Raw genomic sequence first — 20,266 nt, forward strand, 5'->3', positions numbered from 1 at the left:
CGGCTCATCACATCCTGGGGCTGTAGTCGGTCCCAAGGGTATGGCTGTTCGCCATTTAAAGTGGTACGCGAGCTGGGTTCAGAACGTCGTGAGACAGTTCGGTCCCTATCTGTCGTGGGCGTTGGAGATTTGAGAGGGGCTGCTCCTAGTACGAGAGGACCGGAGTGGACGAACCTCTGGTGTACCGGTTGTCACGCCAGTGGCACTGCCGGGTAGCTATGTTCGGAAGCGATAACCGCTGAAAGCATCTAAGCGGGAAGCGCGCCTCAAGATGAGATCTCCCGGGACACAAGTCCCCTAAAGGAACGATGAAGACTACGTCGTTGATAGGTCGGGTGTGTAAGTGCAGTAATGCATTGAGCTTACCGATACTAATGATCCGTGTGGCTTGATCATATAACCTCAAGTTGCCTTGCCCTTCGACACAGAAGACAAGTCAAACCAAACTGTTACGTCACAAGACCCTATGAGAGCGTGAGCGCTTGAGCCCTAAGGCAATAGCGACCCTCCACCCTCTCCCTGGTGAACATAGCTGCGTGGAACCACCCGATCCCATCCCGAACTCGGAAGTGAAACGCGCACGCGCCGATGGTAGTGTGCATCCGCATGCGAGAGTAGGTCATCGCCAGGGCCTTACACCAAAACCCCTCCGGGATCCCCGGAGGGGTTTTTCTTTGGGGCGGAGAAATCGCGCAAGAAAACACCGCAGCGATAAGGGATCAGCAGGTGACCCCTCATGATTCCCGGGATCGCGCATGGTGAGCGGGGGCCTTACATCTTTCGCGCGAAGTGCCAGAGGCACCTCGGGGTTGATGCTTGCCGATCAGACTCGCTGCGACAGCAGGGCGCGCAGCTCCGATTTCCCTTCGTCATCAAGCGACGGTTGCGCCTTCAACCATTCGACGCGCTGCTCGATCGCCTGTTGGCGCAGTTTCCTTACACAACCCCGGAAGTCCTCGAGTAGCCCTGCGTCGTCGCCGGCCAGCGGTTGGGCCGCTAGCTTCTGAAGCGCGTCGATTTGCGGGTTGGAGGCTGACGCTTCGAGCAGGGCGCCGGTGCTAAGGCCGGGGCGCTGCAACGCGAGGTGCACCAGTTCGACGAACAGAGGGACACCGGGCTGGTCGAGCGTCTCGATCCAGTCCAGATGTTCGACCTCGGCGGCCAGCGAAGGCCGGGTCAGCAGCAGGCTGATCGCCGTTCGCACGAGGCTGCGTCGATGATCGACGCCCGCTGGGCGCGGAGCGCTCAGCGTGGGCAGCTCCGCAAGGATGCGGTCGGCCGCCGTGCGAGGGCGTCGACCACCGGGGCCGCCTCGCTCGAACCGTGCCGCGCGTTCGCCCCCATTTCCTCGGCCGATTGCCCCGCCGTTCGCCCACTGCGGGACGCTGACGAGATACCCCTCCGGCATGCGCCCTTGGGACATGTCGAGCGCGTCGCGCTGGATCTGGCTGCCGAGTTCCACCAGCTCACGGGTGAAATCGGCGAGCTTCGCGCTCGAGTGGAAGCCCACTTCGGTGCGTTGAACCAAGAGGGCCTGCATGCGATCGCGGAACTCGCCGTCCGGAATACGCGCGATGAACGCTTTGGCGCGCTCGGCCAGTCGTGATTTGCCATCGGCGCTGGAGAGGTCGACGTCGCTGGAGAGCTGCGCGAAAAAGAACTCGCTGAGCGGTTGCGCTGCCGCGAGTGCGGCGTCGAGGGCAGCGGCGCCCTGCGAGCGGACGACGGTGTCGGGATCCTCGCCTTCGGGGAGGAAGAGGAAGAACGCCTGTCGGCCATCGGTCATGCGCGGCAACACCGACTCCAGCGCCTTCCACGCCGCGCGTCTGCCGGCAGCGTCACCATCGAAGCAGAAGTAGACGTCGGCGGCATTGCGGAACAGCAGTTCTGCGTGGTCCGGCGTGGTCGCGGTGCCGAGTGTGGCGACGGCCGTAGTGATGCCGAACTGCCACAGGGACACGACGTCCATGTAGCCCTCGACGACAATCAGCCGCGGCACCTTGCTGTGCGCCTGGCGCGCGTGCCACAGGCCGTAGAGCTCGCGACCCTTGTGGAACAGCACCGTCTCCGGGGAGTTCAGGTACTTCGGGCCGTCGTCTTTCTCGATGACACGACCGCCGAAGGCGATCACGCGCCCACGCCGATCGTGGATCGGGAACATCACACGGGCGCGGAATTTGTCGTAGGTGCGGCCGCTATCGTTCTTCGACAGCAGGCCCGCCTTGTCGAGCAGGTCGATGCGGCGGGCATCGCCCTTGCCGAGCGCATCGATGAGGCCGTTCCAGCCTTCGGGTGCCCAGCCGATGCCGAATTTCTCGATGGTCGCGGCATCGAGGCCGCGCTTGTCGAGGTAGCGCTTCGCGACCTCGCTGTTCGCGAGCTCGCGTTGGAAGTATTTCTGCGCGGCATCCAACGCGGCGTAGAGGTCCTGGCCTTCGCGCGGCGCTTCGCGTCCGCTGCCCGACTCCCGGGGTACTTCGAGGCCGAGCCGCTTCGCCAGTTCCTCCACCGCGTCGACGAACTCGAGGCGGTCGTACTCCATCAGGAACTTGATCGGCGTGCCGTGCGCGCCGCAGCCGAAGCAGTGGTAGAACTGCTTCGTCGGGCTGACGTAGAACGACGGCGTGCGCTCGTCGTGGAAGGGGCAGCAGGCGGTGTATTCCTTGCCCTTGCGCTTGAGCGGTACGCGCGAGCCGATCAGCTCGACGATATCGACGCGAGCGAGCAGTCCATCGATGAAGCTGTCGGGGATGCGGCCGGCCATGGGGGCAGCTTACGCGCCCTCAGCCGGCGAGCGCGGCCTTCAGACGCTGCGAGACGAGGCCCATATCGGCCTTGCCCGCGAGTTTCGGCTTCAGCACGCCCATGACCTTGCCCATCGCGGCCGGGCCGGTGCCGGCGTTGGCTTCGGCGATCGCAGCCTGGATGGCGGCGTCGATCTCGGCCTCGGAGAGCTGGGCCGGAAGGTAGGCCTGGATGATCGCCATCTCGGCCTTCTCGACGGCGGCGAGGTCGTCGCGACCGGCGCCTTCATACTGGGTGATCGAGTCCTTGCGCTGCTTGACCATCTTCTCGAGCACGGCGAGCACGGCGGCGTCATCGAGTTCGATGCGCTCGTCGACTTCCTTCTGCTTCAGGGCGGCGTTGATGAGGCGGATGGTGGCAAGGCGATCCTTCTCGCCCGCCTTCATCGCGGCCTTCATGTCGTCGGTGAGCTTCTGCTTGAGGGACATGGGATTCTCCGGGGCTGGAAAAACAAAAAGCCGGCGACGCCAAGGGCGGGCCGGCTTCTTGCGGCAGGCGCCGCGCTCAGTAGAGGCGCTGGCGCTTGGTGACGTCGCGTGACGAGCGGCGCAGCTGGCGCTTCACGGCGGCAGCGGCCTTGCGCTTGCGCTCCTGCGTCGGCTTTTCATAGAACTCGCGCTTGCGCGTCTCGGCGAGGACGCCGGCCTTTTCGCAGGTGCGCTTGAAACGACGGAGCGCGAACTCGAACGGCTCGTTCTCGCGGACTTTGACGTTGGGCATAGGGGTTCTCGGGTGGACAAAATACCCGGTGCTCCGGGTGAGCCGCGTATGATACGCGGGCTTTCCGGGGCGGTGCAAGTCGGCCCGGCCCCCTGTTCAGGACCGGCCGCCGCTGCCCTCCGGCACGCCACGCCGGCCGCCCATGCCTTGCGCAGCCCATGATCGTCCTCGGCCTCGAATCCTCCTGCGACGAAACCGGCGTGGCCGTCTACGACACGGTCCGCGGCCTGCGCGCGCATGCGCTCTACAGCCAAGTGACCCTGCATGCCGAATACGGCGGCGTGGTGCCGGAGCTCGCCAGTCGGGATCACGTCCGCAAGCTGCTGCCCCTGGTGCGCCAGACTCTGGCGGAGGCCGGCGTGGCGGTCTCCGACCTCGACGGTGTCGCCTACACGGCGGGGCCGGGCCTCATCGGGGCCTTGCTGGTCGGCGCCGCCACAGGGCGGGCCTTGGCCTGGGCCCTGGACGTGCCCAGCGTGGGCGTGCACCACATGGAAGGCCATCTGCTCTCGCCGCTGTTGGAGCCGGGTGCCGCGCCGCCGCCTTTCGTGTGCCTGCTGGTCTCGGGTGGCCACACGCAGCTCGTCGCGGTGGAGGGCATCGGTCGCTACACGCTGCTCGGCGAGACGCTCGATGACGCCGCCGGCGAGGCCTTCGACAAGACCGCGAAGATGCTTGGCTTGCCTTATCCCGGTGGCCCGCAGCTCGCCGCGCTTGCCCTGCAGGGGCGGGCCGCCGCCGAGGCCGAGGGGCGTCGCGAGAGTCGCTTTAAGTTCGCGCGGCCGATGACCGACCGGCCGGGCCTCGACTTCAGCTTCAGCGGCCTGAAGACCCAGGTGCTGCTGGCGTGGAAGGCGTCGGACCAGACCGACACCACCAAAGCGGATCTCGCCCTCGGGTTCGAAGACGCGGTGACGGAAACGCTGGCGATCAAGTGCGAACGCGCCTTGCGCGAAACCGGCATGAAGGCGCTGGTGGTGGCGGGCGGCGTCGGCGCGAACCGCCAGCTGCGGGCGCGCCTCGCGGCCTTGGCGGCGAAGCGCAAGGTGGCGGTGAGCTTCCCGCGGCTCGAGTTCTGCACCGACAACGGCGCGATGATCGCCTTCGCCGGCGCGACCCGTCTCGCCGCCGGACAGCGCGACCTCGAGTTCCGCGTGCAGCCGCGCTGGGACATGGCCACGCTCGATGCTGTCGCCGCCTTGCCATCGCCGGTGGCAGGCTGAGCGCCCTTTGCAAGGAATTCCGATGGACAAGGTCTTCATCGAGGCGCTCGAGATCGAGTGCACGATCGGCATCTACGACTGGGAACGGCGCATCAAGCAGCCGATCGTGCTGGACATCGAGATGGGCTTCGACAACCGCAAGCCCGCGGCCAGCGACGCCATCGAGGACACGCTCGACTACAAGGCGGTGAGCAAGCGACTGATCCAGTTCGTCGGCGAGTCCGATTTCGGGCTAGTGGAGACGCTGGCCGAACGATGCGCTGCCATCATCACCGGCGAGTTCGGCGTGCCGTGGGTGCGCTTGAAGCTGTCGAAGCCGGGCGCTGTTCGCGGCGCCAAGGCCGTCGGCATCCTGATCGAGCGGACGCGGGCGTGAGCGGTTTCGCGCTGCTGAGCCTCGGCAGCAACGAGCAACCGGAGCGGTTTCTCCGCGCCGCGGTGGACGAGCTGCGGGCGCGCTTCGGCGAGGTCGTCGTTTCGCCGGTCTACCGCACGCCGGCGGCGGGCTTCGACGGGCCGGATTTCCTGAATTGCGCCGCGGCCATTCGCAGCGATCTGGAGCCGCAGGCCCTGAACGACTGGCTGCACGCGCTGGAGGACCGCCACGGCCGCCGCCGCGACGTGCCGCGTTTCTCCTCGCGGACGCTGGACGTGGACATCGTCTATTTCGATGACCGGGTGATGCGCGGCGAGGGCAACCTCCAACTGCCGCGTCCGGAGCTCAAGCACGCCTTCGTGCTGAAGCCGCTCGCCGACATCGCCCCGGACTTCGTCGACCCGGTGCAGGGCCGGACCCTGGCCGCGCTCTGGGCGGCCCATCCTGAGTCGGCTTCGCCGCCGGCCGTCGAGGCGCTCGACCTCGGGTGACCTTCGTCAGTACCGCGACGTCGCGGATGGCGTGATACTGGTGTGAATCCAACCCCCGGAGCGCCCCATGTTCGAGAAGTTCGCCCGCAGCTGGTCCCTCGTGAAGGCCAGCGCCGCCGTCCTGCGCGCCGACAAGGAACTGCTGTGGTTCCCGGTGATCTCGTCGATCGCCGCGACCCTGGTGGCCGCCACCTTCCTGGTGCCGAGTTTTCTCACGGGGCTGTTCGACGGCGGTGCCGGCCCGATCTCGATCGTCGTCGGCTTCCTGTTCTACGTCACCCAGTTCACGGTGATTTTCTTCTTCAACAGCGCGCTGGTTGGCGCGGCCCTGATCCGGCTCGAGGGTGGTGACCCGACGGTGGCCGACGGCTTGCGCATCGCCCGCGAGCGCTTCGGCGCGATCGTCGGCTACGCGGTGATCGCGGCGGTCGTCGGCCTGCTCATCAAGGCGCTGGAACAGCGCAGCGAGTGGCTCGGCGCGATGGTGGCCCGTCTGCTCGGTGCGGCTTGGACGGTCTCGACCTTCCTCGTGGTGCCGGTGCTGGTGGCGCAGAACGTCGGCCCGATCGATGCGATCAAGGAGAGCTTCGGCCTGCTGAAGAAGAGCTGGGGCGAGAACCTGATCGGCAACGTCGGCCTCGGTTTCGCCTTCGGCCTGCTGACGCTGGCCGTGATCCTGCTCGGCGCGGGCCTGGTGGTGGCGGCCGCGCTGACGGCCGGCGCGACGGCGGCGATCATCATCGGCGCGCTGGTGGTGATCGCGGTGATCGCGCTGGCGGTGACGCAGGCAGCGCTTGCGGGCATCTACCAGGCGGCGGTGTACCGCTTCGCCGTGGACGGGCAGGCCCCGCTCGGCTTCGATGGTGCGACCCTGCAGGGCGCGTTCCGCCACAAGTGAGTCATGGCGCGGCCCGGCCTCGCGCCGGGTCGCGCATTCAGAGATTGAGCAGGCGCCCGCCGTCGACGGCGAGGATCTGGCCCGTGGTGTAGCGGGCGTCCTGCAGCAGCCAGCGCACGGCCTCGGCGATGTCCTCGGGCGCGCCAACGCGCTTCAGGGCGGTCTTGGCCAGCATCGCGGCCTTGGCCGCCTCGGACTTGCCCGCGTCGGGCCAGAGGATGGCGCCCGGCGACACGCCGTTGACGCGCACCTCGGGGCCCAGTTCGACCGCCAGCGACTTCACCAGCATCGCGTTGGCCGCCTTGGCCATCGAGTAGATCGTGTGGCTCGCCAGCGGGCGCTCGCCGTAGACGTCGACGAGATTGACGATGGCACCGCCGGCGGCGCGCAGGTGCGGAGCGGCGGCCTGGGCAAGGAAGAACGGGCCCTTGGCATTGCTGTCGAACAGCGCGTTCCAGTCGGCCTCGGAGGCCTGGCCGATCGGGGTCGGATGGAACGCCGAGGCGTTGTTGACCAGGGCGTCCAAACGGCCGAAGCGCGCGATCGCGGCGTCGATGAGGCCAGGCAGGGCGCCGGTGTCGCCCAGTTCCGCCTGCACGACGAGGGTGCTGCCGGCCCGCTGTGCTTCGAGTTCGGCCGCAAGGGACGTGGCTTCCGCGGATGACGCGCGGTGATGCAGCACGAGATCGAATCCCCGCGCATGCAGGTGCCGCGCGATGGCCGCGCCGACGCGCTTGGCGGCGCCGGTGATGAAGGCGACGGGGGCCGTCGCGGAGGACGGCGGAAGGCGGGTCTCGGGGGTCATCGGCATCGGGTTCTGGCGACCCTGACATCATGCCCCCTGCGCCCGTCGGCCGGACGTGCAGGCCGGGGCGGTATCCTTTGCGCCTGATCGACGACGAGCGGATTGATGAGCACTTTCGGCCTGCCTGAACCGGGCGGCGCAGCGCGCGAGCACAGCGCAAGACTGGTCGAGTTCCTGGCGGCGGCAATCCGCCACGAGCGCGGTGCGATTCCGTTCGCACGCTTCATGGAGCTCGCGCTGTATGCGCCGGGCCTCGGCTACTACAGCGCCGGGGCGAGCAAGTTCGGCGAAGCCGGCGACTTCATCACCTCGCCCGAGCTCGGCAACGTGTTCGCGGAGTGCGTCTGCGAGGCGGTGTCGCCGATCCTTCGTGGTCTGCCGCATCCGGGCTTCCTCGAGCTCGGCGGCGGCAGCGGGGCGTTCGCCGTGGCCTTCCTGCAGCATGCGGAGCGCCTCGGCGTGTTGCCCGAGCGCTACGCCATCCTCGAGCCCAGTGCCGACCTGCGGCAACGCCAGCAGCAGCGGCTGCGTGAGCAATTGCCGCCGGCCGTGTTCGCGCGCTGCGACTGGCTGGACGGCCCGCCGGAGGGCGAGTGGGCCGGCGTGCTGTTCGCCAACGAAGTGCTGGACGCGCTGCCGACCACGCGCTTCGCCATCCACGAGGGCGAGGTGTACGAGGAGTTCGTCAGCCTCGATGCGAACGGTGGTTTCATCCGCGTCGACCAGCCCGCCGACGCCCTGGTGCGTGCGGCGGTGCGCCACGTCGAGCGCACGCTCGGCGCGCCGCTGCCCGACGGCTACCGCTCGGAGGTGCTGCCGCAGTTGCCTTACTGGATCCAGGCGATCGGCGGCCTGCTGAAGCACGGCGCCATGCTGTTCGTCGACTACGGCTACCCGCGCCGCGAGTTCTACCTGCCGGAGCGCAACGATGGAACGCTGGTCTGCCATTACCGCCACCGTGCGCATGGCGATCCGTTCTTCCTGCCCGGCCTGCAGGACATCACCGCTTTCGTCGATTTCACCGCGCTGGCCGAAGCCGGCACGAATGCCGGTTTCGACTTCGCTGGCTACTGCAGCCAGTCGAGCTTCCTGATCGCCAATGGCCTGCCGCAGCGCATCGCCGAGGCCGAGGCCTTGATCGATGATCGCGAGCGCTACCGCCGCATCAACGAGATCCGCAAGCTGACGATGCCCGGCGAGATGGGTGAGCGCTTCCAGGTGATGGGCTTTACCCGCGACGTCGACCTTTCGGCCGCCTTCGCCTTCGGCGAGCTGTCGAGGCGGCTGTGAGCGGCGGGGCGGTGGCGCCTGTCGATGGGCTGCGTTGGCGCGGCGCGTGGCTGGCGCTCTGGGCGTTCGGGTGGGTGCTCTGCCTCGTGCTGTCGCTCGGTCCGCCGGTGCCCGGGGCCGCGCCGATGTTCCCGCATGCCGACAAACTCAACCATGCGTTGGCCTATGCCGCGCTGGCTTGGTGGGCGATGGGCTGCTTCGCCTCGACGGCAGGGCGGCGACGGGCCTTGCTCGCGCTGCTGGTGCTCGGCGCCGCGATGGAATGGGCGCAGGGTGCATTCACCGTGGACCGACAGCGCGACGGGCTCGACCTCGTGGCGAACGCCGTCGGCGTGGGCCTCGGGACGGCGCTCGGACTTGCGCTCAACCTGCCGGCGTGGCTGGAGGCGCGGTTCCGCCGCTGAGGCTGCGACGCGCGGCGCCGATCGCCGCGATGCGGGCCTTCTTCAAGGCCTCGCCGATGGCGGGCCCGGCGAGGCCTTCGCGCATCACGTCCTTCGCCTGCAGGGCGAGGGCGGCGTCACGGCAGGCGCGCAGCGCGCGGCCCTGCGGGTAGTCGGATTCAGCATGGCCGAGACGCCCGCGCTTGTCGGCTTCGCAGACGAGGGCGAGCGCGTCGATGCGCGAGCCCTGGCGCAGGCCGCCGCAGCGTTCGATCAGTTCGTGGACGGTGGCATCGCGCAGTTCGTCGAAGCGGTGCACGTTGAGGTGTTCGCGACAGGCGTCGGTGGCGAGCTGGGCTTCGGCGTTCGGCACCTTCAGCCGCGCGCAAAGCGCGGCCAGCGGTTTCAGGCCGGCGTGCTCGTGCATCGGATGGCGCGGCAGGACCTCAGCGGGCGTCAGCGCCTTGCCGAGGTCGTGCGTGAGCGCGGCGAAGCCGATCGCGGCGTCACCCGGCGCGAGCCGAGCGGCCATGTCGACGACCATCTCGACGTGCACGCCGGTGTCGACTTCCGGGTGGTACTCGGCGCGCTGCGGCACGCCGTAGAGCGCGTCGACCTCGGGCAGCACGACGGCCAGCGCGCCGCAGGCGCGCAGGGTTTGCAGGAAGGCGGACGGCCGCGCTTCCCCGAGCGCGCGCTTGAGCTCCTGCCAGACGCGTTCGGGCACGAGGTGGGCGAGCTCGCCGGCCTCCACCATGCCGCGCATCAGGGCGAGCGTGTCCTCGTGCACGCGGAAGCCGAGTGGGGCGAAGCGCGCCATGAAGCGCGCCGCGCGCAGTACGCGCAACGGGTCTTCCGCAAAGGCCGGGCTGCAGTGGCGCAGCACGCGCGCTTCGAGGTCGGCGCGGCCCCCCAGCGGATCGACCAACGTGCCGTCGTCCGCTTGCGCGATCGCATTGATGGTGAAGTCGCGGCGACGCAGGTCATCTTCGAGCGTCACCGTGCGATCGGCGTGGACGACGAAGCCGGTGTAGCCGCGCCCGGATTTGCGCTCGGTTCGGGCCAGGGCGTATTCCTCGCCCGTGGCCGGATGCAAGAAGACCGGGAAATCGGCGCCGACGGTCTTGAAGCCCGCCGCGCGCATGGCTTGGGCGTCGGTGCCGACCACCACCCAGTCGCGATCGCCGGGCGCACGGTCCAGCAGGGCGTCGCGTACCGCGCCGCCCACGAGGTAGACCGTGGCGTCAGCGGGCAACGCTGCGGTAGCGGTCATAGCGCGGCTGCTTTTCGGCCGGCGAGCCCAGGATCGTGGCGAGCTGCTGGCCGATGCGCGTCGGCTCGATACCGAGCTGGTGCAGGCCGTCGATGGCGCCGACGGAATCGAGCTTCAGCGAGCGGTAGTTGTCGGAGGAGAACGGCTTGCCGGGCACGAAGTCGAAGGCGAAGGCCTGCAGGCGCGCCAGCGCGTCGGGCAGCGGCACCACCACCCGCTTCAGCCCGAGCTGCCGCGCGGTCAGGCGCACGAGGTCGCCGAGCGTCATCACATCGGCGCCGTAGAGCTCGTAGACCTGCCCGATAGTGCTGCGCGAATGCAGGGCGCGGCGCATCGCCTCGACCACGTCGCCGACGTAGACCGGGGCGAAGCGCGTTCCGGCCTTGGCCAGTGGCAGCACGGGGCTCAGCTTCAGCAGTTCGGCGAAGCGGCAGAAGAAGCCGTCGCCGATGCCGAAGATCACCGACGGCTCGAAGATCGTCCAATCCAGCCCACTGGCCTTCACCGCGGCTTCCGCTTCACCGCGCGTCTTCAAATAGAAGCTGTCGCCGCGACCGGCGTTGAGCGAACTCATCTGCAGCAACCGCTTCGTGCCCGCGAGCTGGCAGGCGGCGACGACGAGCTTGGTCAGGGCCACGTGCGCGCGATGGAAGCCGCGGCCGTTGTCACCCGCTTCGTTGAGGATGCCGACGAGGTTGATGACGGCGTCGGCACCGATGAAGTTCGCTTTCAGCAGTTCGGGGTCGTAGACGTCACCGGTGACCACGCGCGTGCCGGGCGGCAGCAGTCGCACGAGGTGGGCGTGCGGATTGCGCGAAAGCACCGTGAGCTGGTGGCCTTCCTGCGCGAGGCGGGCGAGGAGGACGCGGCCGACGAAACCGGTGGCGCCGAGCAGGGTGATCTTCATGGTCGGACCTTCAGCGGGCGGTGGGAGTGGCCGTGGACGCGGCGGCGTCGGGCGAGGCGGTGCAGGCGAACTGCCGTGGCACGTGTTCGTCACGGCCTTCGAGGCGATCGGTGAGCGAGCGGGTGCGGCCGTCGAGGCGCCAGTCGTAGATCACGCTGAAGGCCAGCACGCGCGGCACGTACTCGCGGGTTTCCTTGAACGGGATGGTCTCGATCCAGTAGTCGGCGGGCAGCGCCGGACGCGCAGCCATCCAGCGCTGCACCGCGCCTTGGCCGGCGTTGTAGGCCGCGATGGCGCGGTAGGCGAGGCCGCCGTTGTCGCCGATGCGCTGGGCGAGGTAGGCGGTGCCCAAGGGCACGTTCAATTCGGGGCGGAACAGGCTGTCGGCGCCCTGCCACGGCAAGCCGAGGCGCCGCGACACGCCTTCCGCCGTCGACGGCAGGAGCTGCATCAGGCCGCGCGCGTTGGCGGGCGAGCGCGCCTCCGGCATGAAGGCGCTCTCGGCGCGGGTGAGTGCCGCCACCAGCGAGGGCTCGAGGCCATTCTTGCGGGACTCGCGCCGGATCAGCGTCTCGTGGTGCAGCGGGAAGCGCAGCGTGTAGTACTGCAGCGCCTGCGGATTCGCCGGCATGCCGAAGAGCGCGCGGTCGTACCAGCGCGCCTGCATGGCCTTCTGCACGGCGAGTACGCGACGCGTGTCGTCCATGCGCTCGACCGCCGCCTGCCACTCCAGCGCGGCCAGCGCGGGGCGCTTGATGCGGAACAGTTCGATGGCGCGGGCCAGCGCGGCGTTGCGCTCGACGTCGCGGCCAAGGCGCGCGTCATCCGAGGGGTCGCGCGGGCACAGCGCGTAGGGCGTGCCGGCGCGATCGGCGGCGAGGAAGCCGTGGAAGGTCGGGCTTTTGGCGGCAGCGGCGAACAGCGGCGCGGCGGCCGCGGCATCGCCGAGGTCCTCGCGCAGCCGCGCTTCGAAGTACTGCCACTGCGCGGTGCCGCGCAGCGCGGCGGGCATGCGTTCGATGGCCTTCAGTGCCCCGGCGCGGTCGCCACGCGCCAGCGCTTCGCGCACGGCCCAGCCGTGCAGGGCTTCGTCGAAGGCCGCGTCGGGCACGGCGGCGAGCCGGCGCGCCGACTCCGCGCCGTAGCTGGCGGCGGTCCACAGCGCGATGGCGGCGCGCACGGCGCCGTGCTCGCGGCTGCCGGCGGGCAGCAGCGAAGCGTTGGAGGCCAAGGCGCGCTCGGCAGCACCCGGATCGCGGCGCGCGAGGCGCGACAGGCCGATCTCGGCCATCGCGCGGCTGCGGTTGTCCTTCGGCCATTGCGCGGCGCGGGCGTGCGGGGCATCGATGAACGCGGCGTAGTCGCGGATCAGTGCCAGCTCGGTTTCGGGCAGGTTGCGCGCCGCGGCGCGCATCAGGCCGGTGTTGCCGGCGCGCGCGGCGAGCTCGATGCGTTGCCAGCGCAGCGCGGGCGTGAGTTCGCCGCGCTGGGCCAGCGCAGTGAATACCGGGTCGCAGGCGGCGGGCTGGGAATCGGCGCTGAGCCAGAGGCCGGTGGCGGCCTGCACCCAGGCGGCGTCGACTGCGTTGGTGGCGAGCTTCGCCTGCAGCGTGAAGCATTGCAGCGTGACGTCGCCGCCGGGCCGGTCGTGGGCAAGGAAGTCCGACCAGCGGCCTTCGGCGGCCGCCCGCCGCAGCCAGGCTTGGCGCAGCCGCGTGGCGGCGGGTTGGGGGCCGAGGTCTTCGAGCAGTTCGCCGAGCGTTTCGCGGTTGATGTGGTGGAGTTCGCGCTCGCGGACCAGCACTTCGAGCCAGCCGGACAAGGGGTGCGACTGCAGGCGGGCGACGTCGGCCAGCTTGAGTTGGCCGCGGTCGGCCGCTTCGAAGGCAGCCTGCACTTCGGAGCGCCGCACGGAGGGCGACTCGCCCTGAGCCGCGCTTGCCGCGACAATGCCGCCGATCAGGGCGACGGAAAAGAAGAGGTTTCGCATGCCGGCCAGTGTAACGGAGCCCCCGCGTGATGCCTGAGTTCACCTGGTTGTGGTTTCCGCTGCTCGGCATCGTCGCGGGCGTGCTCGCGGGGTTGCTCGGCATCGGCGGCGGCACCGTGCTGGTGGCGGCGCTGGTCGCCCTGCTGCCATGGTTCGACGTGCCCGCTTCCGATGTCATGCATGTCGCCCTCGCGACGTCCCTCGCATCGATCATCGTCACGGCCAGCGCCTCGGCGAACGCGCACCGCAAGCGCGGCAGCGTGCTGTGGCCGACGGTGGCGTGGTTGGCGCCCGGGCTGGTGTTCGGCGGCATCGTCGGCAGCATTTGGGCGATCGGCGTCGACGGTTCGACCCTCGCCACGCTGGTCGGGGTTTTCTGTTTGCTGATGGGGGTGCGCATGGCGTGGCCCGCACGTCCCGCCGCGACCGCCGCGTTGGGCGATTCGATCATCACCCCGGTGCCTCGTGGGCCATGGTTGGGCGCGGCCGGCACCATCATCGGTGCGGTGTCGGCGGTGGTGGGCGTCGGCGGCGGCAGCCTCACCGTGCCGCTGCTGGTGTCGCGCGGCGTCGCGACGGTGCGCGCCGTCGGCACGTCCTCCGCCTGCGGCGTGGTGATCGCGCTGGCCAGTGCCGCGACGTACGCACTGGTGCCGTCGATCGGCGCGGCGCCTCCGTCGGCTGCGGCCGTGGCGACGAAGGCCTTCGGGATGGTGGGCCACGTGCACGTGCCGGCCGCGGTCGGCATCGGCCTCGGGGCGTGGTTCGCGGCGCCTTACGGTGTGCGCCTCGCGCATCGGCTGAGCGGCGTGGCGCTGGCGCGGGTCTTCGCCGTCGCGCTGGCTTCGGTGGGCGTGGCGCTGCTTTGGCCCTGACGCGGCTTCAGGCTGCGGCGGGCGAGACGTTTCCGAGCGGTTCCAGCGTCACCGCCACCGCCATGTGATCCGAGCCTGCCGCCGGCAGTGCGCGGTACTCGCCGACCCGGAAGCCCGCGGTGAACACGTGGTCGAGCGAGCGCGTCGGGCCCCAGCTCGGGAAGGTCGCGATCGGCTCGGGCGGTGGCATCAGCGCGGTGCGCCGGTACAGGCCTTCGAACTCGCGCGACGTGGCCGGGCAGTTGAAGTCACCCATCAGCACGAGGCGCGTCTCGTCGGCGAGCAACTCGCCAAGGAAATCGAGCTGCTGCCGGCGCGAGGCGACGCCGAGCGACAGATGCGTGACCGCGAGCGTCCAGGCGGCCTCGCCTTCGCCAAATCGGGCGAGCATCACGCCGCGGCCGCCCAGTCGGCCGGGCAGCGCGTAATCCAGGACCGTCGTGGGCGAGACGCGCGAGAGCAGGCCGTTGGCGCTGCTGGCGATACGGCTGACGCGGCGGTTGGGTTGGTGGCTCCAGAACGGAAAGCCCCCGCGTTCGGCGAGGGCTTGGGTCTGGTTGGTGAACCCGGAGCGCAGGCTGCCGGGGTCGCTTTCCTGCAGGCCGACGATGTCGAAGGGTCGGGCCAGCTCCGCCAGGGCATCCAGGTTGCGCTGCTTGCCGTTCGGCAGCACGTGCCCCCAGCCCCGCACCACGTAATCGCGGTAGGCGCGGGTGCTGTGGCCGGCTTGGATGTTGGCGCTCAGCAGGCGCAGCGGCGTGGGCTCAGCGGGCCGGGGCGGGCTTCGGCGCTGCGGCGGGCGCCGCGGCCGGACGGGCCGGCGCCGAGGCGCGCTCGCGGGCGACGAGGTAGTCGATCGTCTGCAGCATGCCGTCGAAGCCGCGGTCGGAGGTGGCACTGACGCGGTACTTGCCGGCGACGATGACCGTCGGCGTGGCGTTCACGCCGGTGCGCTGCGCGAACTGCTTGGCGCGGTTCACCTTGGAAGTGACGCCGAAGCTGTTCATCGTGTCGAGCACCTGCTTGCGGTCGAGACCGAGGCTTGCGTAGACGTCCGCGACTTCGTCGGGGCTGCCGGTCGTGATCTTGCGGTCGACGTGGAAGGCGCGGAAGAAGCCGTCGTGCGTGCGCTCCGTGGCCCCGAGCGTCTCGGCGGCATAGAAGCCGCGGGCGAGGTTGTCGATGGCGCCACCGAAGGCGGCGTGCACGTAGGTGAGGCGCACGTCGGCCGGGAGCTTGACCTTCCAGCGGTTCACATAGGGCTGGAAGTCAGCGCAGTGGATGCAGTGGTAGCTGAAGACTTCGGCCACTTCGATCTTGCCCGGGGCGCCGAAGGTGGGCTGGGCGGGGGAGATCACTTCGTAGTCGGTGCCGAGGCGCGGGGCGCCGGCTGCGGCCTGGGCGATGCTGAGACCGGGAACGGCAAGGGCGGCAAGCAGGGCCAGCGAGCGGAGCATCGGGAATCCTCGGGTCGGAAATGAAAAGCCGGCGGTAGGCCGCCGGCTCGGGAGTTCAGAACGCGGGGCGGGCGGAAAGTTCCCGCCGCCGTTCAGCGGGCGGCCGTGGCGTCGGCCGGGGCCGCGTCGCGGACGTCGTGCAGGCCCTGCAGGTAGCTGGCCAGCGAGTCGATCTCTTCGTCGCTCAGGTTCCGGGCGACGGCCGACATGATGGCGTTGGCGTTGCCATCCTTGCCCCAGACCGCGCCGTCGCGGAAAGCGCGCAGCTGCAGCGCGGTGTACTGCGCGTGCTGGGCATGCAGGGCCGGCCAGCTGGGACCGGGCACGCCGGCGCCCGTCGGGCCGTGGCAGGCGGCGCAGGACGGAATGCCGCGCGCCGGGTCGCCGGAGCGGTAGAGCTTCTGGCCGACCTGATAGAACTTGCGACCGGCGTTCGGACCTTCGGCGATCACGGTCTCGTCGGCGACGCCCGGGCGCGGGGCCTGCTTGGCGAAGTAGGCGCCGATGTCGCGCATGTCCTGCGAGGACAGCGTGGCGGCGAAGCCGAGCATGATCGCGTTGTCACGCTCGCCGCTCTTGAAGAGCGCCAGCTGGCGGGCGATGTAGTGCTCGTGCTGGCCGGCGATGTTCGGGTATTGCGGGTCGGCGGCGTTGCCGTCGGCACCGTGGCAGGCGGCGCAGGCCGCGGCCTTGGCTTCGCCGGCGGTGGCATCGCCCGGGTTGGCTGGGCCATCGGCCGGCAGCTCGGCGGCAACCGCGACGGGCGCTTCTGCGGCGGGCGTCACGGCAGCGGCAGCCTCGGCGGCCGGCGCTTCCGCCGCGGCGGGTGCAGCGGCCGGGGCTTCGGTCGACTGGGCGATCGCGACGCCGGCCAGGGCGAGCGCCGTACCCACGGCGGCTCCAACGGCAAGGATGCGCTTCAGCGTCATGCGGAGACTCCGGTGTTCAATGCGGGTGAGACGGAACTGGGCCGGGGCGGCGAAGCACCGGCAGGACGGCGGATTATCCCAGCCGGCTCGGCGGCGGGTCAACGAATGCCGGGCGGGCCCGGGCCCGCCCGTCGGCGGCCGGGCTTCCGGGGTGGCCCGCCAACCCCCACACTCTGCGGCCGAACGCGCAAGGACCCCCGATGGCCACCAACCACCTGCAGACCGCCGAGTACCTGAAGGCGGCGCACCTGCCGCACCAGTTGCCGGACGACACCGGGCAGGAGGTGGCGTTCGCCGGCCGTTCGAATGCCGGCAAATCGAGCGCGCTGAACGCGATCTGCCAGCGCAACGGACTGGCGCGGACCTCCAAGACCCCGGGCCGCACCCAGCAGCTGGTGTACTTCCAGGTCCGTCCGGAGCACTACCTCGTCGACCTGCCGGGCTACGGCTATGCCGAGGTGCCGCTGCACCTGCGCGAGCATTGGAAGACCTTCATCGAGGGCTACTTCCAGAGCCGGAAGGCGTTGACGGGCCTGGTGGTGGTGGTGGACAGCCGCCACCCGCTCAAGGACTACGACCGCCAGATGGTGGACTTCGCCTTCCGTCGCAACCTCAACTGCCACGTGCTGCTGACCAAGGCCGACAAGCTCTCGCGCAGCGCGCAGGCCCAGACCCTGGCGAAAGTGCGCAAGGAGCTCGGTGGGGTGGCCTCGGCGCAGTTGTTCTCGTCGCCCGACAAGCTGGGCGTCGAGGAGGCCCGTGCGGTGGTCAGCGGCTGGCTGGGACTCGCGAAGGCGGAGTGACGGGCCGCCTTGCGGTCGTCACGCACCGCCCCCATCGTCGTCGGGTTCCCTCTCCAAGGTTTCACGAATGTCCGGACCGAGCGCCGAGAAGACCACGCCCATCGAGGGCCGTGAGCAGCTGATCGAGTACCTGGCGTCCGGCAACAAGCCGCCCGCCGATTGGCGCATCGGTACGGAGCACGAGAAGTTCGGCTTCCGCCACGAGGACCTGAAGCCGATTCCCTACGAGGGTGAGCGCGGCATCCGCGCGCTGCTCGAGGGCATCGCCAAGTTCGGCTGGGAGCGCGTCGAGGAAAACGGGCACCTGATCGCGCTGGTGCAGGACAAGGCTTCGGTGACGCTGGAGCCGGCGGGCCAGCTCGAACTCTCCGGCGCTCCGCTGGAGACCATCCACGACACCTGCCGCGAGACCGCGCAGCACCTCTATGAAGTGAAGGCCGCGGCCGATCCGCTGCGGCTTGGCTTCCTCGGCATGGGCTTCCAGCCGAAGTGGCGCCGCGACGAGATGCCGTGGATGCCCAAGGGCCGCTACAAGATCATGCGCGAGTACATGCCCAAGGTTGGTTCGCTCGGCCTCGACATGATGACGCGCACCTGCACCATCCAGACCAACCTCGATTTCTCGAGCGAGGCCGACATGGTGAAGAAGTTCCGTGTCTCGCTGGCGCTGCAGCCGGTGGCCACGGCGCTGTTCGCCGATTCGCCGTTCACCGAAGGGAAGCCGAACGGCTTCATGAGTTTCCGCAGCAACGTCTGGACCGACACCGACGCCGATCGCACCGGCCTGCTGGATTTCGTGTTCGAAGACGGCTTCTCGTTCGAGCGTTATGTTGATTACCTGCTCGACGTCCCGATGTACTTCGTCTACCGCGACGGCCAGTACATCGACGCCGCTGGCAAGAGCTTCCGCGCCTTTATGGACGGCAAGCTCGACGTGCTGCCGGGCGAGCGCCCGTCGATGCGCGACTTCAGCGACCACCTCACCACCGCCTTCCCCGAGGTTCGGCTGAAGAAGTACCTGGAGATGCGCGGCGCCGACGGCGGCCCGTGGAATCGCATCTGCGCGCTGTCCGCCTACTGGGTGGGCCTGCTGTATGACGATGCGGCGCTCGATGCCGCGTGGGACCTCGTCAAGGACTTCACGCTGGAAGAGCGCCATGCCTTGCGCGACGGCGTGCCGCGCCACGGCTTCAAGCTGCCCTTCCGCGGCGCGACGATGCGCGAGTTGGCGATGGAATCGCTCAAGATCAGCGAGGCCGGATTGAAGCGCCGTTCGCGCCTGAACCGCAGCGGCGCGAGCGAAGCGGTGTACCTCGAGCCGCTGATCGAAATGGCGCTGGCGAACCAGACCGCCGCGGAGCGCAAGCTCGAGCTGTTCCACGGCGAATGGAACGGCAGCGTCGATCCGCTGTTCAAGGAATTCGCCTACTGAGCCCGGCCGCGCGCGGCCGCGGCGGGTTCAGCTCGCCGCCTTGATGCGCGCGATCGCTTCGCGGTGCAGCTCCTTGCTGTGCTTCGGCAGCCGCTCGTAGCGGCGCAGCGCTTCGTCGCGCAGTTCACGCACGGCGGTGAAGTCGCCCCAGACCTTCAGCCACTCGGCGTAATGCGCGGCGACTTCGAGGTTTTCGGTTTCGTCGAGCAGGGCCATGAACGCGCTGCGCGCCTCGTCGCGGCGCTCCAGTGCGGCCAGCGCCCGGGCGTGGCTGAGCGGCACGTCGTTCTGCCGGAACGGGGGCGTGCGAGCGAGCAAGGCGTTGGTGATGTCGAGTGCGCGGGCAGCGGCACCGGTCCACAGGCCGACTTCGGCGATGCGGGCCTGCACGTCAGGGGCCTCGGGGTCGCGCGCGAGGGCCGCTTCGAACTGTTCGAGTGCCGACGCCCACTGCTTCTGCGCCACCAGGGCATCGCCGAGCGCCAGGCGGTTGCGCAGGGTGTCGGCCTGCTCCAGCGCGAGCTTGGCGTCCTGCAGTTCGCGGGTGGGCTGCAGTGCCTGCTTCACCGTGCGGACGGCCTGGCGCGCCCCGCGCGACTGCGACATCTCCGGCATCCAGATCGCGAAGCAGTACACGAGGCTGCCGAGCAGCGGGAACATCAGCAGGATGAGTACCCAGTAGAGGCCCTGCCCGGTGCGGACGGCGTGGATCGCGAAGTAGATCGCGATGGCGAAGTGCAGGAGGGCGAGGAGGTGCATGGCGGGCGCCTTGCGGCGCGGTCGAGGGGCGGTGGGCGCATACTGTCGCCCCATTGCCGCACTGCCAAGCCACCACCATGTCGAACGTGTTCACCGATGCCGATGCCGAATCGCTGGCGCAGATGCTGGAAAAGCGCGCCATTCCCTTCGGTGGCATGAGCCTCGAACAGCTGGACGGCTTCCTTTCCGGCGTGGCGGTGTCGCCGGAGGCCATCTCGCAGGCCGACTGGATGCCTCGCGTGTGGGGCAAGGAGCCGCGCTGGGAGGGCGCGCGCGACCGCGACGAGCACTACGCGCCGATCCTGCACCTCAAGGCCGCGGTCGAACGTCGGGTGAAGCTGGGCGAGGAGGACTTCACCGATCAGGACATGCCCTTCATCTGGGTGCCCGAGGACGGCGAAGCGCCGCCGGCGGACGACATCCCGGTCGGTGCGGAATGGGCCGACGGCTTCCTCGAGGCCGTGGGCTTCCACGAGTTCGAATGGGGCGAGTGGGAGGCCAAGGACGAGTGGGTCACCGAGGCACTCGATCTCATCCAGTCGCTGTCCGGTGGGGAAGACATCGAAGAGCCGGGCCACGAGGGCCGTCTGGCGATCGTCGGCCAGCTGCCGGCCGTGCTGCACGACCTCTACGCCGGCGGTCTGGAGCGCAAGACGCCGAAGCAGCCGGTGCGGAAGGACGCGACGCCGGGCCGCAACGACCCCTGTGCCTGTGGCTCGGGCAAGAAGTACAAGGCCTGCTGCGGCAAGAGCTGAGCGCGCGCTCTCGCCGGGTGGCAACGAAAGGGCCCGCTCGCGCGGGCCCTTCGCTTTCGTGCTGTTCGTGGCGGGACCGGAAGCGCCGGCCCCGC

General features: G+C 69.5%; 21 protein-coding genes, 2 rRNA genes and 1 pseudogene. 12 read left to right on the top strand and 12 right to left on the bottom strand.

Annotated elements, in window-relative coordinates:
* Window positions 1–396: ribosomal RNA gene (locus ACIQ6S_RS02055) — 23S ribosomal RNA — on the top strand; the annotation flags it as partial.
* Between the two features lie 122 nt (window positions 397–518).
* A 5S ribosomal RNA gene (gene rrf, locus ACIQ6S_RS02060) occupies window positions 519–631 on the top strand.
* 192 nt (window positions 632–823) lie between these two features.
* Here the strand turns inward: rrf and ACIQ6S_RS02065 are convergent.
* From ACIQ6S_RS02065 to rpsU, 4 genes and pseudogenes are all read right to left on the bottom strand, one after another.
* The gene (locus ACIQ6S_RS02065; RefSeq protein ID WP_397607044.1) at window positions 824–1,423 is read right to left on the bottom strand and encodes a hypothetical protein; all 600 of its coding nucleotides are present in this window, start codon (window positions 1,421–1,423) and stop codon (window positions 824–826) included.
* A gap of 3 nt (window positions 1,424–1,426) precedes the next feature.
* A pseudogene (dnaG, locus tag ACIQ6S_RS02070) lies at window positions 1,427–2,764 on the bottom strand (DNA primase); the annotation flags it as partial.
* A 19-nt stretch (window positions 2,765–2,783) separates the two neighbouring features.
* Window positions 2,784–3,233, bottom strand: coding sequence for a GatB/YqeY domain-containing protein (locus ACIQ6S_RS02075; RefSeq protein WP_397606894.1), 450 nt, complete (start codon window positions 3,231–3,233; stop codon window positions 2,784–2,786).
* A 76-nt stretch (window positions 3,234–3,309) separates the two neighbouring features.
* Complete coding sequence (rpsU, locus tag ACIQ6S_RS02080; RefSeq protein WP_294066543.1) at window positions 3,310–3,525, bottom strand: 30S ribosomal protein S21; 216 nt, start codon at window positions 3,523–3,525, stop codon at window positions 3,310–3,312.
* A 158-nt stretch (window positions 3,526–3,683) separates the two neighbouring features.
* Between rpsU and tsaD the strand changes: the two genes are divergently transcribed.
* The 4 genes from tsaD (at window position 3,684) to ACIQ6S_RS02100 (ending at window position 6,513) form a co-directional block, all read left to right on the top strand.
* A complete protein-coding gene (gene tsaD / locus ACIQ6S_RS02085; RefSeq protein WP_397606895.1) occupies window positions 3,684–4,748 on the top strand; it encodes a tRNA (adenosine(37)-N6)-threonylcarbamoyltransferase complex transferase subunit TsaD in 1,065 nt (354 codons plus the stop codon).
* 22 nt (window positions 4,749–4,770) lie between these two features.
* Window positions 4,771–5,124, top strand: coding sequence for a dihydroneopterin aldolase (folB, locus tag ACIQ6S_RS02090; protein WP_297867578.1), 354 nt, complete (start codon window positions 4,771–4,773; stop codon window positions 5,122–5,124).
* Window positions 5,121–5,615 (top strand): 2-amino-4-hydroxy-6-hydroxymethyldihydropteridine diphosphokinase, encoded by a 495-nt coding sequence (gene folK / locus ACIQ6S_RS02095; protein ID WP_397606896.1) that lies wholly within the window; start codon window positions 5,121–5,123, stop codon window positions 5,613–5,615. Before folB ends, folK begins: the two co-directional genes overlap by 4 nt.
* A gap of 67 nt (window positions 5,616–5,682) precedes the next feature.
* Window positions 5,683–6,513 carry a DUF6159 family protein gene (locus ACIQ6S_RS02100; protein ID WP_397606897.1) on the top strand — a complete coding sequence of 277 codons (831 nt, stop codon included), beginning with the start codon at window positions 5,683–5,685 and terminating at the stop codon, window positions 6,511–6,513.
* A 37-nt stretch (window positions 6,514–6,550) separates the two neighbouring features.
* On the opposite strand, the gene ACIQ6S_RS02105 is transcribed toward ACIQ6S_RS02100, so the two are convergent.
* Entirely contained in the window at window positions 6,551–7,318 is a 768-nt protein-coding gene (locus ACIQ6S_RS02105) for a pteridine reductase (RefSeq protein WP_397606898.1), read from the bottom strand.
* A 105-nt stretch (window positions 7,319–7,423) separates the two neighbouring features.
* Between ACIQ6S_RS02105 and ACIQ6S_RS02110 the strand changes: the two genes are divergently transcribed.
* Both ACIQ6S_RS02110 and ACIQ6S_RS02115 read left to right on the top strand, forming a co-directional pair.
* Entirely contained in the window at window positions 7,424–8,608 is a 1,185-nt protein-coding gene (locus ACIQ6S_RS02110; RefSeq protein ID WP_397606899.1) for a class I SAM-dependent methyltransferase, read from the top strand.
* The gene (locus ACIQ6S_RS02115) at window positions 8,605–9,012 is read left to right on the top strand and encodes a VanZ family protein (protein ID WP_397606900.1); all 408 of its coding nucleotides are present in this window, start codon (window positions 8,605–8,607) and stop codon (window positions 9,010–9,012) included. Before ACIQ6S_RS02110 ends, ACIQ6S_RS02115 begins: the two co-directional genes overlap by 4 nt.
* Here ACIQ6S_RS02115 and ACIQ6S_RS02120 read toward each other — a convergent pair.
* From ACIQ6S_RS02120 to ACIQ6S_RS02130, 3 genes are read right to left on the bottom strand one after another with little or no spacing between them, the layout of a single operon-like run.
* Window positions 8,972–10,264: a multifunctional CCA addition/repair protein gene (locus tag ACIQ6S_RS02120; RefSeq protein WP_397606901.1), complete on the bottom strand. Its 1,293-nt coding sequence runs from the start codon at window positions 10,262–10,264 to the stop codon at window positions 8,972–8,974. The two genes, ACIQ6S_RS02115 and ACIQ6S_RS02120, sit on opposite strands and share 41 nt — an antisense overlap.
* Window positions 10,236–11,171, bottom strand: a complete 936-nt coding sequence (locus ACIQ6S_RS02125; protein ID WP_397606902.1) for a complex I NDUFA9 subunit family protein — start codon at window positions 11,169–11,171, stop codon at window positions 10,236–10,238. Before ACIQ6S_RS02125 ends, ACIQ6S_RS02120 begins: the two co-directional genes overlap by 29 nt.
* 10 nt (window positions 11,172–11,181) lie before the next feature.
* Window positions 11,182–13,161 carry a transglycosylase SLT domain-containing protein gene (locus ACIQ6S_RS02130; protein ID WP_397606903.1) on the bottom strand — a complete coding sequence of 660 codons (1,980 nt, stop codon included), beginning with the start codon at window positions 13,159–13,161 and terminating at the stop codon, window positions 11,182–11,184.
* A 29-nt stretch (window positions 13,162–13,190) separates the two neighbouring features.
* Here ACIQ6S_RS02130 and ACIQ6S_RS02135 point away from each other — a divergent pair, with 29 nt between their 5' ends.
* A complete protein-coding gene (locus tag ACIQ6S_RS02135; protein ID WP_397606904.1) occupies window positions 13,191–14,036 on the top strand; it encodes a sulfite exporter TauE/SafE family protein in 846 nt (281 codons plus the stop codon).
* A 7-nt stretch (window positions 14,037–14,043) separates the two neighbouring features.
* Here ACIQ6S_RS02135 and ACIQ6S_RS02140 read toward each other — a convergent pair whose 3' ends face one another.
* The 3 genes from ACIQ6S_RS02140 to ACIQ6S_RS02150 form a co-directional block, all read right to left on the bottom strand.
* Window positions 14,044–14,784 carry an endonuclease/exonuclease/phosphatase family protein gene (locus tag ACIQ6S_RS02140; RefSeq protein WP_397607045.1) on the bottom strand — a complete coding sequence of 247 codons (741 nt, stop codon included), beginning with the start codon at window positions 14,782–14,784 and terminating at the stop codon, window positions 14,044–14,046.
* A gap of 16 nt (window positions 14,785–14,800) precedes the next feature.
* On the bottom strand, window positions 14,801–15,493 hold the full coding sequence (locus tag ACIQ6S_RS02145) for a thiol:disulfide interchange protein DsbA/DsbL (RefSeq protein ID WP_397606905.1): 693 nt from the start codon (window positions 15,491–15,493) through the stop codon (window positions 14,801–14,803).
* A gap of 92 nt (window positions 15,494–15,585) precedes the next feature.
* Window positions 15,586–16,422 (bottom strand): c-type cytochrome, encoded by an 837-nt coding sequence (locus ACIQ6S_RS02150; protein WP_397606906.1) that lies wholly within the window; start codon window positions 16,420–16,422, stop codon window positions 15,586–15,588.
* 200 nt (window positions 16,423–16,622) lie between these two features.
* On the opposite strand from ACIQ6S_RS02150, the gene yihA reads away from it, so the two are divergent.
* Window positions 16,623–17,225 (top strand): ribosome biogenesis GTP-binding protein YihA/YsxC, encoded by a 603-nt coding sequence (yihA, locus tag ACIQ6S_RS02155; RefSeq protein ID WP_397606907.1) that lies wholly within the window; start codon window positions 16,623–16,625, stop codon window positions 17,223–17,225.
* A 67-nt stretch (window positions 17,226–17,292) separates the two neighbouring features.
* The gene (locus ACIQ6S_RS02160; protein WP_397606908.1) at window positions 17,293–18,657 is read left to right on the top strand and encodes a glutamate--cysteine ligase; all 1,365 of its coding nucleotides are present in this window, start codon (window positions 17,293–17,295) and stop codon (window positions 18,655–18,657) included.
* A 27-nt stretch (window positions 18,658–18,684) separates the two neighbouring features.
* On the opposite strand, the gene ACIQ6S_RS02165 is transcribed toward ACIQ6S_RS02160, so the two are convergent.
* Entirely contained in the window at window positions 18,685–19,416 is a 732-nt protein-coding gene (locus tag ACIQ6S_RS02165) for a tetratricopeptide repeat protein (RefSeq protein WP_397606909.1), read from the bottom strand.
* 77 nt (window positions 19,417–19,493) lie between these two features.
* Between ACIQ6S_RS02165 and ACIQ6S_RS02170 the strand changes: the two genes are divergently transcribed.
* A complete protein-coding gene (locus ACIQ6S_RS02170; protein ID WP_397606910.1) occupies window positions 19,494–20,171 on the top strand; it encodes a UPF0149 family protein in 678 nt (225 codons plus the stop codon).
* Window positions 20,172–20,266: the final 95 nt, after the last annotated feature.

The organism is Silanimonas sp. (assembly GCF_044377035.1).
Taxonomy (GTDB): Bacteria; Pseudomonadota; Gammaproteobacteria; order Xanthomonadales; family Xanthomonadaceae; genus Silanimonas.